This is a genomic window from Stenotrophomonas sp. PS02301 (assembly GCF_029959485.1).
In the GTDB taxonomy this organism is placed as follows: domain Bacteria; phylum Pseudomonadota; class Gammaproteobacteria; order Xanthomonadales; family Xanthomonadaceae; genus Stenotrophomonas; species Stenotrophomonas maltophilia_Z.
The window spans coordinates 1-15082 of record NZ_JASCOO010000101.1 but is presented as its reverse complement, the minus strand read 5'-3'; the positions used below and the strand labels follow the sequence as shown (position 1 = coordinate 15082).

Genomic DNA, 15082 nt, shown 5'->3' with positions numbered 1-15082 from the left:
GCCGTTGGGGGCTAACTCACGGCGGCGGCGCCGGCCGCAGGCCGACACCGGGGGACATTCGCCGACAAGGCATCGCGACCCACCGCCCGACCCACTCACCGCTGTTGAATTACGCAGTCCACTGCTCTGCACTTCACGAAACGTTGAATCCTGTGTGAGGATTCGATGAGCCGGGCCGGGCCACCATGGCCGCACCTGCTGCCCCCACGCAGTCATCCCGGGCCCCGGCCCATTCCAAGGAGCGTTACCCGATGAGCACATCCACCCGTTCGCTGTCCCTGCTGGCGGCCACTGCGCTGGCTGCAGGCCTGGGCGTCACCGCCTCGGCATCCGCGTTGAGCATGACCGAGCTGGCCCAGGGCTACCTGGTGGCTGGACAGGCGGCGACCAAGGCCGCCGAGGGCAAGTGTGGCGAAGGCAAGTGCGGTGCGCATGGCGAGAAGGCCGGCACCAAGGCAGGCGACAAGGCCGCGACTGCCGGTGCCAAGGCAGCCGAAGGCAAGTGTGGGGAAGGCAAGTGCGGCGCCGACAAGGGCAAGGCTGCTGGCGCCAAGGCAACGACCGCTGGCGACAAGAAGACGGCGGAAGGCAAGTGCGGCGAAGGCAAGTGCGGTGCCAAGCACTGACGCCCTCGCCACTGGCCTGGGCCGGTCGCCGCTGCCTGCGGCGGCGACCGGACTGGGTCTGCGCCGCGCCCTGCTGCAGGACCTGCGTGACGCGCCTGCCGGCGATATCGACTTCCTCGAATGCGCGCCGGAAAACTGGATCGGTATCGGTGGGCCGGCCGGTGACGCACTCGCCGAACTGGCCGCGCGCCATCCGCTCACCTGCCATGGGCTGTCGCTCTCACTGGGCAGCACCGCGCCGCTGGATACCGTGCTGCTGGAACAGGTAGGACGCTTCCTGGCGAGGCACCACGTGCCGCTTTACAGCGAACACCTGAGCTATTGCAGCGATGAGGGGCATCTGTACGACCTTCTGCCGATTCCGTTCACCGACGAGGCCGTACGCCACACCGCATCACGCATCGCCCGCGTGCAGGACCTGTTGGGCCGGCGGATCGCGGTGGAGAACGTGTCCTATTACCTCGCCCCGGAACCGGCCATGGACGAACTGGCCTTCACCAACGCCGTGCTGGCCGAGGCTGATTGCGATCTGCTGCTGGACGTCAACAACGTCTACGTCAACGCCTGCAACCACGGCTACGACGCCGATGCGTTCATCGCCGGGCTGCCGGCCGCGCGCATCGTCTGCCTGCATGTGGCCGGCCATCTGGACGAGGCGCCCGATCTGAAGATCGACACCCACGGCAGCGCGGTGATCGATCCGGTCTGGGACCTGCTCGCCCGCACCTATGCGCGCATCGGTGCGCGCCCGACGCTGCTGGAACGTGATTTCAATTTTCCGCCGTATGCCGAACTGCGTGGCGAACTGCAGCACATCCGCCAGCTGATGGCCGCCCATGCAGGGAACGGACATGACTGACGCCCCGGCGCGCCTGCACGCACAGCAGAGGGCGTTCACCGCGCACCTGCGCGACCCGGACCATAACGCCGCACCCGACGGCATGGACGCGCGCCGGCTGGGCATCTACCAGCGGTTGGTCTTCAACACTCTGCTGGGGCTGCTCGGCAACGGCTTCCCGGTCTGCGTGCAGCTGCTGGGTGAGGCGGCGTGGGCCACCCTGGTCCGGCGCTTCCTTGCCGGACACCCGGCGCAGACCCCGTTGTTCACCGAGCTGGCCGCCGAGTTCGTGCAGTGGCTGCACCATCAAGCCGCGCTGCCGCACCCGGCGTTGGCCGAACTGGCCCATTACGAGTGGGTGGAAACGGCCCTCTACCAGCTGGACGCGCAGCCCCTGCCGCCCTCGCCGGGCATCGACCCGATGCACGCGGCGCTGCAGCGCTCGCCGCTGGCCTGGCCACTGATCTATCACTGGCCGGTGCATCGGCTGGGCACCGATGATGCGCCTTCGCAGCCCGCCCCCGAGCCGACCGGGCTGCTGGTCCGGCGCGACCCTGATGGCCAGGTCCGCTTCGCCATGATCAGCCCGATGGCCGCGCAGTTGCTGGAGCAGATCGGCCAGCACCCCGGCAGCACCGGTGCCACTTACCTGCAGCAGCTCGCGCAGGCGCACGGCATGGCGGCCGATGCCTTGCGCCTGCCCGGCGCCGCCCTGCTGCGCCAATTCCACGACAACGGCGTGATCGGGCCCGCCGCGCCCGCCACCTGACCGTTCCACAAAGGAATCGCATCGATGAAGTCACCGCCCCTGGTCGCCCTGCGCGCCCGGCTGGATCACCTCGGCCCGTGGTTGGCCCCGCTCGGCCTGCGCCTGCTGATGGGCTGGGAGTACTTCGAGTCCGGCCGTGAAAAACTGCGAGGCCAGAACTGGTTCGAGGACCTGCAGCATGCCTTCCCGTTTCCCTTCGATCAGCTGCCGGCCACCCTGAACTGGCAGCTGGCCACCTGGTTCGAGCTGGTCGGCGCAGCCTGCCTGCTGCTTGGGCTGGGGACCCGCGTGGCCGCCAGCTGCCTGCTGGTGCTGACCGTGGTCGCCACCGCCGCCGTGCACTGGCCGATGCACTGGAATGGGCTGGCCGAGCTGGCGATGGGCTATGTCATCACCGATCAGGGCTTTGGCAACTTCAAACTGCCGCTGCTGTTCATGGCCATGCTGCTGCCTCTGGCCCTGCAGGGCGCCGGCCCGTTGAGCCTGGATCACCTGCTGCACCGCGGCCGCGGGCGCCTCCCGGCCCTGGCCTGAGCGCAGGGGGGGTACAGGCCGCTCTGCTAAACTGGCGCGATGACTGACGACCTCCCCCGCTCCGACGCGCCGGCTGCTGCCGACGCACTGCCCGCTGCCCAGCGCTTGATGGCGACCCGCTTCCGCGGCTTCCTGCCGGTGGCGGTGGATGTGGAGACCGGGGGATTCGACTCTGATCGCCACGCGCTGCTGGAGATCGCCGCCGTTCCGATCGAGATGGACGAAAACGGCCTGCTCTATCCCGGCCAGACCGCCAGTGCCCACGTGGTCCCGGCCGAAGGCCTGGAGATCGACCCGAAGTCGCTGGAAATCACCGGGATCATCCTGGATCACCCGTTCCGGCTGGCCAAGGTCGAGCGCGATGCGCTGGACCACATCTTCACCCCGATCCGGGCGGCGATGAAGAAGTACGGTTGCCAGCGCGCGATCCTGGTCGGGCACAACGCCCATTTCGATCTGGGCTTCGTCAATGCGGCCGTCAACCGCACCGGCCACAAGCGCAACCCGTTCCATCCCTTCAGCGTGTTCGACACCGTGACTCTCGGCGGCATCGCCTACGGGCAGACCGTGCTGGCACGCGCGGCCACCGCTGCCGGGCTGGGCTGGGATGCCGATGAAGCGCACAGCGCGGTGTACGACACCGAGCAGACCGCCAAACTGTTCTGCAAGGTCGCCAACAGCTGGCCGCGCCCCTGAGCTGCATCACCCGATAGCGGTCCTGTCGCGCCCTTCGCTCTTGGCGCGGTACAGCGCGCGATCGGCGCGCTGGTAAAGCAGCATCGGGGTGCGGTCGGCAGCGTCCAGTTCCACCAGACCGGCACTGAAGGTGACCTTCAGGCCCGGAATACCGGCCCAGTCCGGATGATCATGGAACAGCCCGCGCAGACGCGCGCAGACCTGGGCCGCTTCATCCAGCCGGGTATCGTTGAGCAGCAGCGCGAATTCTTCGCCGCCCGTACGTGCGGGCATGTCCGAATCGCGGCACGCCGAGGCCAACAGACGCGCCACTTCCACCAGCACCACATCGCCCACCGAATGGCTGTGCCGGTCGTTCACTTCCTTGAAGTGATCGATATCCAGCACCACCAGACACAGCGGGTGACGGCTGCGCTGCGAACGGGCGAAATCGCGCGCCAGCGCTTCATCGAATGCACGCCGGTTCGGCAGCCCCGTCAGCGCATCTTCGCGGGCCTGCCGCTCGAACGCCTCGGCCTGCACCGCCAAGCGGTCGGCCAGTTCGGTCTTCTCCTGATTGAGTGCCTGCAGGTTGACCGTCTGGGTCTGCAGATCCAGCGTGGCTTCCTGCACCATCCGCGCCAGCCGCACGTTGCTGGCCTTGTAGCGGTTGATCAGATACCGGTACAGCGCCACCAGCCCAGCCAGCAACAACAGCGCGGCGATCAACTGCACGCTGTGGCGCTGCCACAGGAACGGCTCCACCGTGAATTCCCAGACCGCTTCGCTGTCGCTCCAGACACCGCCTGGATGCGCGGCGGAGACGTGCAGCGTGTAGTCGCCCGGCGGCAGGCCGATGAATTCCACACTGCGCTGCTGGCCGCGCTCGATCCACCCCTTGTCCAGGCCGTCCAGACGGGTCCGGTAGCGGATCCGCTCCGAAAGCAGATAGCTGAGGCCGACGTAGCTCACGCTCAGCCGGCGCCCGCCCGGAATCGCATTGTGATTGCTGCCCTGCCAATGCAGGGGCGCGCCATCGACCTGCACGTTCTCGATCACCGCCGGTGGCGCCATGCGCTCACGGAAGCGCTGCAGGCGCAATGGATCGACCGTGCTCAAGCCGCCGGCGGTCACCACCCAGAAAGTGCCGTCCTGGCGCAGGATCGCCGAGGGCCCGGAGCTGCCGTTGGCCTGCGAATTGGCCATGCCGTCAATCTCGTTGTAGTGCTCCACCTCGACCCGTTCGGCGCGGCCATCGGCGACCGCGTTGAGCATCGCCATGTCGGTGCGAAGCACGCCGCGGTTGCTGCTGATCCACACGTTGCCGACGCGGTCGGGCACCAATTGGAACACCGTATCCACCGGCATGCCCTGCTCCAGGCCGACCCGTGCCAGCCTGCCCTCCTGGTAGCGGTACAGGCCGCGGTCGGTGCTGACCCACATCGCATCGCCGATCTGCTGGAACCCGAACACGCTGCGGCCACCGCCCAACGGCTGTAGATCGATCGTCTGGACCCGGTCACCGCGCAGCACGCGGATCCCCTCGATGGTGCCGATCCACAACGCGCCGTCGTCGTCATGCGCCAACGCGGTGATCAGCCCGGTCGGCATGCCCGGGATCACCGGCTGCTCGGCCTTGCCGGCCTCGATGCGGACCACCCCCTTCTGGGTACCGGCCCAGACCACCCCGTCGCGGTCGATGCTGATCGCACGGATGTTGCCGCCCGGCAGCCCTTCGTCCGTGCCGTAGTCGCGCAGGCGCTGCCCCTGTTCGTTGATCCGGAAGATGCCGTCGCCAAACGTGCCCACCCACAGCGTGCCCTCGCGATCCTGGGCCAGGCTCAATACCGAGGGACTCTTGCCGACGTTGTTGCGCAGTGGCATCGCGCTGAAGCGACCCTGGGCATCGCGCCGGTCCAGCCCGCTGGCGCTGCCGATCCACAGCTGCCTCTGGCGATCCTCGAACACCGTGCGCACGTAGTCGCCACTGAGCCCGTCGCGCTCGGTGAAGCTGCTGAACAGGGTTTCGCGCAGGCGATACAGCCCGCCGTTGGCGCCGACCCAGATGCTGCCCTCGGCATCTTCGCGCAGGCTGACCACGCGTCCGCCGGGCAACGACAGGCCCGGCGGCAATCGCTCCAGCCCGTGCCGCGACAACCGCAGCAGACCTTGATTCTCGGTGCCCAGCCACAGATCGCCATGGCGGTCCTGCAGCATCGCGGTGATGTGGGTCACGCCCGGCAGCCGGTGCTGCAGCAGCGGTGCGCCGTCCTGCATCCGGTAGATGCGCTCGCCAGCCACTACCCACATCACCCCGTCGGGCGCGCGATACGGCCAGACCAGGCCACGCCCCAGCCCCCAGCTGTCCGGCGCACGGCGCAGCACGCCATCGGTATCGCGTACGACCAGCCCGTCGAGTGTGCCGACCCAGACCCGGTCCTGCGCATCCACGACCAGCTTGGTGAAGCTCATGGCCATCGGTACGTCGGCCGGTGGCTTCTGATAGTCGAACGTCCCGTCCGGCGCCAGACTGCCGATCCCCTTGCCCTCGTACAGCAGCCACAGGCGCCCATGGCTGTCCATCTGCATCGCCTGGATCAGCACCTGCGGCGTATCGGCGCGGTGCTCCCAGACCTGCCAGCGGCCGTCCGGGCCGCGCCGGGTCACGTTGCCGCGCGAGTCACTGATCCACAGTCCGCCGCTGCGGTCCACCAACAACGCGCCGACCCCGTTATCGCGCAGGCCCGGCGTGGTGCTGCGGTCGAACACGGTGAAATCCAGGCCGTTGTAGCGGACCAGGCCTTCCCAGGTGGCGAACCACAGGTGCCCTTCGGGCGTCTGCGCGATGTCGCGCAGGGAGTTGTGCGGCAACCCGTTGCGCGAGGTCCAGACATCGATGGCGTAGTCGCGCAGCGGCGGCGGGCCATCCTGCGCCGACAGCGACCACGGCAGCGCGCACAGCAGCAACAGCCACAGCGCTGCCGCCTGCAGCGTTGGCATGCCCGGGAACTTCAGTTGTGCCGGCCGCCACCGGATCCTGCCCCCCCGATCGCTCATCCGTATGAATCAACCTTGGGCAGGCGCCGTGTGCATGGGGGGAACGGCCGTGCACCGGCGCGATGGCCGGCAGAGTCGTACGCTCTCATGGGGGAGACGCTGGAAAGAGATGCCCATAGTAGGCAAATCCTTTCGCTTTGGGGGACCGGCGTCAGCCCCCGCGTGGCCCCGCCGCCGCCCGCGCCGGCGCGGCCCAGCGCACGATCGCTTCCAGCCCGCCCTGCGGATGGTTGCGCAGATGCAGCGTCGCGCCGTCCTTTTCGGCCAACGCCCGGGCGATGGTCAGCCCCAGGCCGGCACCGCCGGTCTGGCGCGAGCGCGAGGCCTCCAGCCGCACGAACGGGTCAAACACCGCCTCCAGCTCGTCCTCGGCCAGGCCGGGGCCGCTGTCGCGGATGCGCACCTCCACGTCCTGCCCGGCCTGCTCCACCCGCACGCGTGCGGTCTGGCCGTACATCACCGCGTTGTCGACCAGGTTGGAGAACAGGCGGTGCATCGCCAAGGGGCGCAGCATGAGCACTGCCCCGCTGGGTTGCTCGAAATGGACATCGGCGCCGGCTTCGGCGGCATCTTCGACGATGCTCTCCAGCAGCGAATCGAGGTCCAGCGCGGCACGTTGTTCAGCGCTCTCGGCACTGCGGGCCAGCTCCAGCCCTTCACGGATCAGCGCCTGCATCGCGCCGAGATCGGCGATCAGGCGTTCACGCAATGTCTCATCGGTGACGTTCTCCAGCCGCAGCCGCAAGCGCGTCACCGGTGTCTGCAGATCATGGGTGATCGCTGCCAGCATCTGGGTGCGCTCACCGAGGTGGCGCTGCAGCCGCTTCTGCATGGCGTTGAACGCCTCCGCAGCCCGGCGGACTTCCACCGGGCCGGTCACCGGCATCGGGGCGCCCTGCAGATCATCACCCAGTGCGGCGGCGGCATCGGCCAACCGCTGCAGCGGGGCGCTGGCCATCCGCGCCACGATGTAGGCCAGGATGGCGATCGCCACGACCAGCAAGGTCAGGAACAACGGGTCCACGGCGAGCACGCCGTTGTGCGCCACGGCGGGGGAATCCAGTGCCAGCCGCAGCGGTGTGCCGTCGGTCAGCTGCAGCGTGACCACGCGGCACTTGGGTGGGATGAAGGCCGGGTCGCGCTCACGCGGCGGGTGCCGCATCTTTTCCTTGTCGCGCGGCGGCGGCAGCAGCTCCGGCAACCGCGGCAGGCAGGAGCGGAACGAGGTGAAGGCCACCTGGCTGCTCGCCACCGGGCCGGGCCGGTCATCGAGGATCTCCATCAGCGCGGCATCGGGCCGGCCGATGCGTGCCCCCTCCGGCAGCTGCCGCACACTCGGCCCGCCACTGGTGAGCAGCCGCTGGCGCAACTCCGGATTACCGTCCAGCAGATTCACGAACCCCTGCAGGCGGTCGGCGATGCGGTTGAGGTTCTGCCGCTCGAACTCCTGCTGGCGCTTGGTACTTGCCAGCATGGTCGCGCCGATCGCGGCCACGCTCATGCCCAGCAGCAGGATCACGAACAGTCGCCCCACCATCGAGGAAAAGAAGTGGCGCAGGCGTTTCATTCCAGGGTGACCGCCGCAGCAAGCACATAGCCTTCGTTGCGCACGGTTTTGATCAGGCCGTCGCTGCCGCCATCATCGGCCAGCTTGTTGCGCAGGCGGCTGACCTGCAGATCGATGGCGCGATCCTGCGATTCGTAGTTGCGGCCGCTGCTCAGCGACACCAGTTGTTCGCGCGACAGCACCTTGTTGGCATGCCCGACGAACACCCGCAGCAGCCGGAATTCGGCGCCGGACAACACCACCACGCGCCCATCGGGATCAACCAGATGGCGGTGTTCGAGATCGAAGATCCAACTGGAGAAGCGCGCACGGCGGATCGCCAGCGGCTCCAGGTTGGCCGGCAGCGCCTCGGTGCGGCGCAGCACGTTGCGGATGCGGGCAAGCAGTTCGCGCGGTTCGAACGGCTTGGCCAGATAGTCGTCGGCGCCCATCTCCAGGCCGAGCACGCGATCGATCGGCTCGCTGCGCGCGGTCAACATGATCACCGGCGTGCTCGAGCGCGCGCGAAGATCGCGGCACAGGGTCAGGCCGTCTTCGCGCGGCAGGTTGAGGTCGAGCACGATCAGATCGACGTGTTCGCGCTCCAGCAGCTGGCGCATGCCCTGGCCATCGCTGGCCGTGCTCACCAGGTAACCGGCGCGGCCAAGCTGCTCGGCGAGCAGCTGGCGGATATCGTTGTCGTCATCGACGATCAGCAGTCTGTGCATGCTGTTGGCAGTCTCCATGCAGTGATCATCCCCTGTCGGGAGCTGAACCGCATCTCCTGGTTTACGTACGTCTGTTTCAAGGGGTGATGCAGATACACAATGAAATGCGCTGTGCACCGCAGGGATACATCTTGGTACACGGCGAGCATTGAGCCGGCGGTGAACGATCTTCACAATGCTGACAACGCCGATGCACCGGCCTGCCGAGTTGACGATCATCGTGAAGCCCCGATTGCCCAGAACCCGCCGTGCTCGCCTCCTGCTGTTGCTCGTGGTCCTCGTCCTGATCGCCGCGATTGTGGCATGGATGCTGCGCAAGCCGGCCGCGCCCACCCTGGCGACCACGCCGGTCAGCCGCGGCGACATCGAACAGACGGTGGAAGCCACCGGCGTGATCGACGCCTACAAGCTGGTCAGCGTCGGCGCGCAGGCTTCCGGCCAGGTCACGTCGCTGAAGGTCCAGCTCGGCGATACCGTCAAAGAGGGCGATCTGATCGCCGAGATCGACGCCACCACCCAGCAGAACCAGGTGCTCAATGCCCAGGCCTCGCTGGATCAGGTCAAGGCACAGCGCGCGGTCCAGCAGGCCAGCCTGCGCGAAGCCGAGCTCGAGTTCGCACGCCAGCAGCAGATGCTGGCGGCCGAAGCCACCTCGCGCGCCGAGTTCGATGCAGCCGATGCCAAGCTCAAGACCGCGCGCGCCCAGATCCAGTCCTTCGACGCACAGATCAAGGGCCGCGAAACCGAGCTGGGCACGGCCCGCGCCAATCTCGCCTACACCCGCATCATCGCGCCGATGGACGGCACCGTGGTCGCGGTGGTCACCGAAGAAGGGCGCACCGTCAACGCCAACCAGACCGCACCGACCATCGTGATGCTCGCCCGCCTCGATCTGGTCACGGTCAATGCCGATGTGTCCGAAGCAGACGTGGTCAAGATCCGGGCGGGCATGCCGGTGTACTTCACCACGCTGGGCGATCCAGACCGCAAATATCACGCCACGCTGCGCCAGATCAACCCGGCCCCGGCCACCATCGTCAAGAAGGATTCCACCACCAGCGACTCCTCCACCACCACCGCGGTGTACTACAACGCGCTGTTCGATGTGGAAAACCCGGACGGCACCCTGCGCATCGACATGACCGCCCAGGTCTCGATGATGCTCAAGCAGGCCAAGGATGTGCTGCTCATTCCCGCCGTGGCGCTCGGCCCGAAGAGTCGCGATGGGCAGTATCTGGTGCGCGTGGCCGGTGCCGACGGCATGCCGGCCCCGCGCAAGGTCAAGATCGGCATCAACAACGGTGCCAACGCCGAAGTCCTGTCCGGCCTGGAAGAGGGTGACAAGGTCATCGTCGGCGAAGGCGGTGGTGCACAGGGCGCAGGCGGCGGCAGCCGCGGTGGCGCCGTGCGGATCAGCGGCCCCGGCATGGGCGGACCGCGCCGATGAGCGCGGCCTCGACGGGCACGCCGCTGCTGCGGCTGCGCGACCTGCGCAGGGAATTCCCGGCGGGCGATGACACCATCGCGGTGCTGCGCGACGTCAATCTGGACATCGCTGCCGGTGAGATGGTCGCCATCGTCGGCCAGTCCGGCTCGGGCAAGTCCACCTTGATGAACATCCTCGGCTGCCTGGACCGGCCGACGCGCGGCAGTTACCAGGTGGCCGGCCGCGAGACCGGCCGCATGGAACCGGATGACCTGGCCGAGCTGCGTCGTGAACATTTCGGTTTCATCTTCCAGCGCTACCACCTGCTCGGCGATCTGGATGCGCGCGGCAATGTCGCGGTACCGGCGGTGTATGCCGGCAGTCCCGGCCCGGTGCGCACCGCCCGTGCCGAAGAGCTGCTGCAGCGGCTTGGTCTGGGCGACCGCATGAACCACACCCCCGGCCAGCTCTCCGGCGGCCAGCAGCAACGTGTCTCGATCGCACGGGCGCTGATGAACGGTGGCGAGGTGATCCTCGCCGATGAGCCGACCGGTGCACTGGACACGAAATCCGGCGAAGAAGTGATGGGCATCCTGGGCGAGCTGCATGCCGAAGGCCACACCATCATCATCGTCACCCATGACATGAGTGTGGCCCAGCACGCCCAGCGCATCATCGAAATCCGCGATGGCGAGATCATCGCCGACCGCGCCAATCCGGCGGCGCCGAGCTATCGCGCACAGCGCCAGCCAACCGTGGCCGCGAGCAAGGGCCACAGCTGGCGTGCCGCCCGCGACCGCTTCACCGAAGCGTTCCGGATGGCCCTGCTGGCCATGAATGCCCATCGCCTGCGCACCTTCCTGACCATGCTCGGCATCATCATCGGCATCGCCTCGGTGGTCTCGGTGGTGGCGTTGGGTAACGGCTCGCAGCAGCAGATCCTGCAGACCATCGGCTCGCTCGGCACCAACACGATCGATGTGTATTCCGGTCGCGGATTCGGCGACATGCGTTCGGCTCGCGTGCAGACCCTCAAGGCCAGTGATGCCGATGCGCTGGCCAACCAGAGTTACGTCGACAGCGCGACACCCAGCGTCTCCTCCTCGGTGACCGCCCGCTACCGCAACCAGTCGGCCACGGCCCAGGTGAGCGGCGTCGGCGAGCACTTCTTCCGGGTCAAGGGCGTCAAGCTGCTCGCCGGCAGCTTCTTCGACCGCGACGCGGTCACGCGGCTGGCACAGGTGGCACTGATCGACGAGAACACCCGCACCCAGTTTTTCCCCAATGGCGAAGATCCAATCGGCCAGGTGATCCTGCTCGGGAATGTTCCGGTACGCGTGATCGGCGTCGCCCAGCGGCCAGGATTTGGATTTGGCGGCAGCACCAGCCTGAGCGTGTGGGTGCCTTACACCACCGTGATGTCGCGCATGCTCGGCCAGAGTCACGTGTCCGGCATCACGGTGCGGGTGGATGATGCGACCCCGATGGATGCTGCCGAAGCAGCCATTTCCAAGCTGTTGATCATGCGCCACGGCACCGAGGATTTCTTCCTCAGCAACAGCGCTGAAATCCGCCAGACCATTGAACAGACCACTCGCAGCATGACCCTGCTGATCAGCGCCATCGCCGCGATCGCGCTGCTGGTCGGCGGCATCGGCGTGATGAACATCATGCTGGTCTCGGTGACCGAGCGCACCCGCGAAATCGGCGTGCGCATGGCCGTGGGCGCGCGGCAGAGCGATATACGCCAGCAGTTCCTGATCGAGGCGGTGCTGGTCTGCCTGCTCGGCGGCCTGCTCGGCGTCGGCCTGTCGCTGGTGGTCGGCTGGCTGTTCGGCAGATTCGCGCCGGACTTCCAGATGCTGTTCTCGACCGCGTCCATCGTGGCCGCCTTTGCCTGCTCCAGCCTGATCGGCGTGGCGTTTGGTTTCCTGCCGGCCCGCAATGCCGCCCAACTTGATCCCGTGGAGGCGCTGGCGCGCGAATGAAGATTTCTCCTGCTCTGCTGCACCCCGCATCGCTGCGTCCACTGGCCCTGGCCTGCGTGACCGCACTGACCCTGTCGGCCTGCGTCAGCACCGGCCGCTACCAGGTCGAGGCGCCGGCAGTACCGGCCACCTATGGCCGTGGCGATGCCACCTTGAACACGCCCATCGAGGCGGTGAGCGAGCAGCCGCATGCGGCTGCCGCCGATGTCCGCAGCGATGCCTGGTGGACCCAGTTCGGCGACACCGGCCTGGACCGCGTGATCGATCGCGCCCTGGCCGCCAACACCGATCTGGTCTCGGCCGGCTTGGCGGTGCAGCGCGCGCGCCTGCAGGCCGGCCTGGCCGACAACGCGCTCTGGCCACAGCCCTCGGGCAGCGTCAGCAGCAGCGGCAACCGCCCGATCGACCAGCGCGCGGACTGGACCCGCGGCAGCTCGGCCGGCGTGTCCCTGCAGTGGGAGATCGATCTCTGGGGCCGCCTGCGTACCCAGCGCGACATCGCCCAGTGGGAAGCCCAGGCCAGCCAGGAAGACCTGCAGAACACCGCCCTGCTGGTGATCAGCGACGTGGCCACGCAATACTGGACACTGGCCTTCCTCAACCAGTCGATCACCGCCGGCCAGGCCAATCTGCAGCGCCTGGAGCGCACCCGCGAGCTGGTCCAGGCGCGCTTCGATGCCGGGGCGGTCTCGCGCCTGGAAGTACGCCAGGCCGTACAGAGCCTGGAGGCACAGCGTGCTGCGCAGAGTGCACTGGAGCAGCAGCGTGTGGCTGCGCGCAATGCACTGACGGTGCTGCTGGATGGGCAGCCGCTGGCACTGGCCGAGGAACCGCAGCAGCTGCAGCGCGCCGGCAGCCCGGTCGTGGCCGAAGGCCTGCCGGCCGATCTGCTCGGCCGCCGCCCGGACCTGCGCGCCGCCGAGCTGCGCCTGCGCAACAGCCTGAAGACCATCAAGGTCACGGCTACCCAGTACTACCCTGCGTTGAGCCTGACCGGCAGTGTCGGTACCGGCGCGCCCTCGCTCTCGGACGTGCTGAAGAATCCGGTCGCCACCTTGGGCGCGGGGCTGTCGCTGCCGTTCCTCAATGTGCGCCAGACCCAGTTGAACACCCGCCTGGCCGGCACCGATTACCAGATCGCGGCCAACGGGTTCCGCCGCACGCTGTACACCGCGCTGTCGGAAGTGGACAACGCCCTGTCGGCGCGCACCCAGTTCGCCACGCAGGTGGCGGCCTCGCAGGCGTCCTACGACGAAGCAGTGGAGATCGAGCGGATGTATGAAGTGCGCTACCGGGTCGGCGCTACCGACCTGCGCACCTGGCTGGAAGCGCAACAGACCCGGCGCGATGCCGAGCTGTCACTGGCGTCCGTGCGCCAGCGGCAGTTGATCAACGATGTGACGTTGTTCAAGGCGCTGGGCGGCAGCGCGGGGTGATCCCCCGCGCCAGGCGCATCACAGGTAGAGCGCGCGGCTTACAGCCCGCGCTGACGCACCGCTTCGAACAGGCTCACGCCGGTGGCGACGGAGACGTTCAGGCTCTCGATATCGCCCGGCATCGGAATCTTGACCAGGCCATCGCAGTTTTCGCGGGTCAGACGACGCAGGCCGTCGGCTTCGCCGCCCAGCACCAGCGCCACGTTGCCCTTCAGGTCGATCGCGTACAGCGACTCGGTGGCTTCACCGGCCAGGCCGTAGATCCACACGCCCAGCTTCTGCAGGTCCTTCAGGCAGCGCGAGAGGTTGGTCACCTGCACCACCGGGATACGGTCGGCCGCGCCAGCCGACGTCTTGCGCACGGTCGCATTGACCGACGCCGACTTGTCCTTGGGAATGATCACCGCCGTGGCACCGGCCGCCGCTGCGCTGCGCAGGCAGGCGCCGAGGTTGTGCGGGTCCTGGACCTCGTCGAGGATCAGCAGCAGGGCCTTGCCCTCGGCCGCTTCGACCAGCCCTTCCAGCTCGTTTTCGCCCCAGGTCCGAGCGGCCTGGTAGCGCGCCGCCACACCCTGGTGACGCACCGAACCGCCCACACCGTCCAGCGCCTGGGTGTTTACCTTGCGCACGTCGATGCCCTTGCGGCGTGCGTTTTCTTCGATCTCGGTCAGACGCGGGTTCTTCGCGCCGGCCTCGATGAGGACCTCGCGGACGTTCTCGGCATCATTCTCGATCGAAGAGGCGACGGCGTTGACGCCGACGATCCACTGGCTTTGCTTGCTCATTGCGGGGGGCGGGACCGGTAAAGGGGTTGGTAATGGTAGAGCATCAAGGCCCACCCTGCCCTGCCGGGCGTTCACAGACCGCCTTCAGCCCGGCGGCCACTCCGCGGTGTCGTGGTCCGGGTGCTGGTGGGAGACGATATGCAGCAGGAAGTCGCCGGCCTCGGCGTCTTCCTCGCTGCGCAGCGCGCTGAGCGACCCCAGGGCATCCACGAACGGGAGCTTGGCCTCGATCCCGTACTGGATCGTCGGCGGCAGGCGGGCCGGTTCGTCGAAGGCGCCGGCCGCGACCGCCACGCCATCGGGGGCTTCGTAGGTCAGCGGTGTGCCGCAGTCAGCGCAGAAGCCGCGCTGGACTTTGTTGGAGGATTGGAAACGTCGGGGCTCACCACGGGTCCAGCGGAAGTCGCTGCCACGGACCGAGACCAAGGGGGCGTAGTAAGCGCCGAAGGCCTTCTGGCACATCCGGCAATGGCAGATCGAGCTGTGGGTCAGCGCACCGACCACGTGGAAGCGGATTGCGCCGCACTGGCAACCACCGCTGTATTCGGGGAGGGCCTGCATGGGATCGCTCCGGTGGAATCCGTGTGCCCACCAACGGTGGGCGGGTAGGCAGCGTGCCGACCAACCGTCGGCCCCTGCCGCTTACCGGCCCTGGGGCAGGGACGTAAAACCCA

13 protein-coding genes are annotated in these 15082 nt (G+C 67.8%); 8 read left to right on the top strand and 5 right to left on the bottom strand.

The window, feature by feature from the left end:
* Positions 1-251 precede the first annotated feature (251 nt).
* The 5 genes from QMX81_RS17865 (at position 252) to rnt (ending at position 3463) form a co-directional block, all read left to right on the top strand.
* Positions 252-626, top strand: coding sequence for a hypothetical protein (locus QMX81_RS17865; RefSeq protein ID WP_282263468.1), 375 nt, complete (start codon positions 252-254; stop codon positions 624-626).
* Positions 613-1485: a DUF692 domain-containing protein gene (locus tag QMX81_RS17860; protein WP_121041555.1), complete on the top strand. Its 873-nt coding sequence runs from the start codon at positions 613-615 to the stop codon at positions 1483-1485. Before QMX81_RS17865 ends, QMX81_RS17860 begins: the two co-directional genes overlap by 14 nt.
* Positions 1478-2233 carry a putative DNA-binding domain-containing protein gene (locus QMX81_RS17855; protein ID WP_282263465.1) on the top strand — a complete coding sequence of 252 codons (756 nt, stop codon included), beginning with the start codon at positions 1478-1480 and terminating at the stop codon, positions 2231-2233. Before QMX81_RS17860 ends, QMX81_RS17855 begins: the two co-directional genes overlap by 8 nt.
* Before the next feature lie 24 nt (positions 2234-2257).
* Positions 2258-2767 (top strand): DoxX family protein, encoded by a 510-nt coding sequence (locus QMX81_RS17850; protein WP_282263463.1) that lies wholly within the window; start codon positions 2258-2260, stop codon positions 2765-2767.
* A gap of 108 nt (positions 2768-2875) precedes the next feature.
* The gene (gene rnt / locus QMX81_RS17845; RefSeq protein ID WP_121042195.1) at positions 2876-3463 is read left to right on the top strand and encodes a ribonuclease T; all 588 of its coding nucleotides are present in this window, start codon (positions 2876-2878) and stop codon (positions 3461-3463) included.
* 6 nt (positions 3464-3469) lie between these two features.
* On the opposite strand, the gene QMX81_RS17840 is transcribed toward rnt, so the two are convergent.
* From QMX81_RS17840 to QMX81_RS17830, 3 genes are all read right to left on the bottom strand, one after another.
* On the bottom strand, positions 3470-6442 hold the full coding sequence (locus QMX81_RS17840; protein ID WP_152151798.1) for a ligand-binding sensor domain-containing diguanylate cyclase: 2973 nt from the start codon (positions 6440-6442) through the stop codon (positions 3470-3472).
* Between the two features lie 208 nt (positions 6443-6650).
* Entirely contained in the window at positions 6651-8066 is a 1416-nt protein-coding gene (locus QMX81_RS17835; protein ID WP_282263461.1) for an ATP-binding protein, read from the bottom strand.
* On the bottom strand, positions 8063-8791 hold the full coding sequence (locus QMX81_RS17830) for a response regulator transcription factor (protein ID WP_121041545.1): 729 nt from the start codon (positions 8789-8791) through the stop codon (positions 8063-8065). Before QMX81_RS17830 ends, QMX81_RS17835 begins: the two co-directional genes overlap by 4 nt.
* Positions 8792-8963: 172 nt before the next feature.
* On the opposite strand from QMX81_RS17830, the gene QMX81_RS17825 reads away from it, so the two are divergent.
* From QMX81_RS17825 to QMX81_RS17815, 3 genes are read left to right on the top strand one after another with little or no spacing between them, the layout of a single operon-like run.
* A complete protein-coding gene (locus QMX81_RS17825) occupies positions 8964-10220 on the top strand; it encodes an efflux RND transporter periplasmic adaptor subunit (protein WP_282263470.1) in 1257 nt (418 codons plus the stop codon).
* Positions 10217-12187 carry a MacB family efflux pump subunit gene (locus tag QMX81_RS17820; protein WP_282263460.1) on the top strand — a complete coding sequence of 657 codons (1971 nt, stop codon included), beginning with the start codon at positions 10217-10219 and terminating at the stop codon, positions 12185-12187. Before QMX81_RS17825 ends, QMX81_RS17820 begins: the two co-directional genes overlap by 4 nt.
* A complete protein-coding gene (locus tag QMX81_RS17815; RefSeq protein ID WP_282263458.1) occupies positions 12184-13623 on the top strand; it encodes a TolC family protein in 1440 nt (479 codons plus the stop codon). Before QMX81_RS17820 ends, QMX81_RS17815 begins: the two co-directional genes overlap by 4 nt.
* Positions 13624-13661: 38 nt before the next feature.
* On the opposite strand, the gene rlmB is transcribed toward QMX81_RS17815, so the two are convergent.
* Positions 13662-14408, bottom strand: coding sequence for a 23S rRNA (guanosine(2251)-2'-O)-methyltransferase RlmB (gene rlmB / locus QMX81_RS17810; protein WP_019184367.1), 747 nt, complete (start codon positions 14406-14408; stop codon positions 13662-13664).
* An 84-nt stretch (positions 14409-14492) separates the two neighbouring features.
* Positions 14493-14969 (bottom strand): GFA family protein, encoded by a 477-nt coding sequence (locus QMX81_RS17805; RefSeq protein WP_121041539.1) that lies wholly within the window; start codon positions 14967-14969, stop codon positions 14493-14495.
* Between the last annotated feature and the right edge of the window lie 113 nt (positions 14970-15082).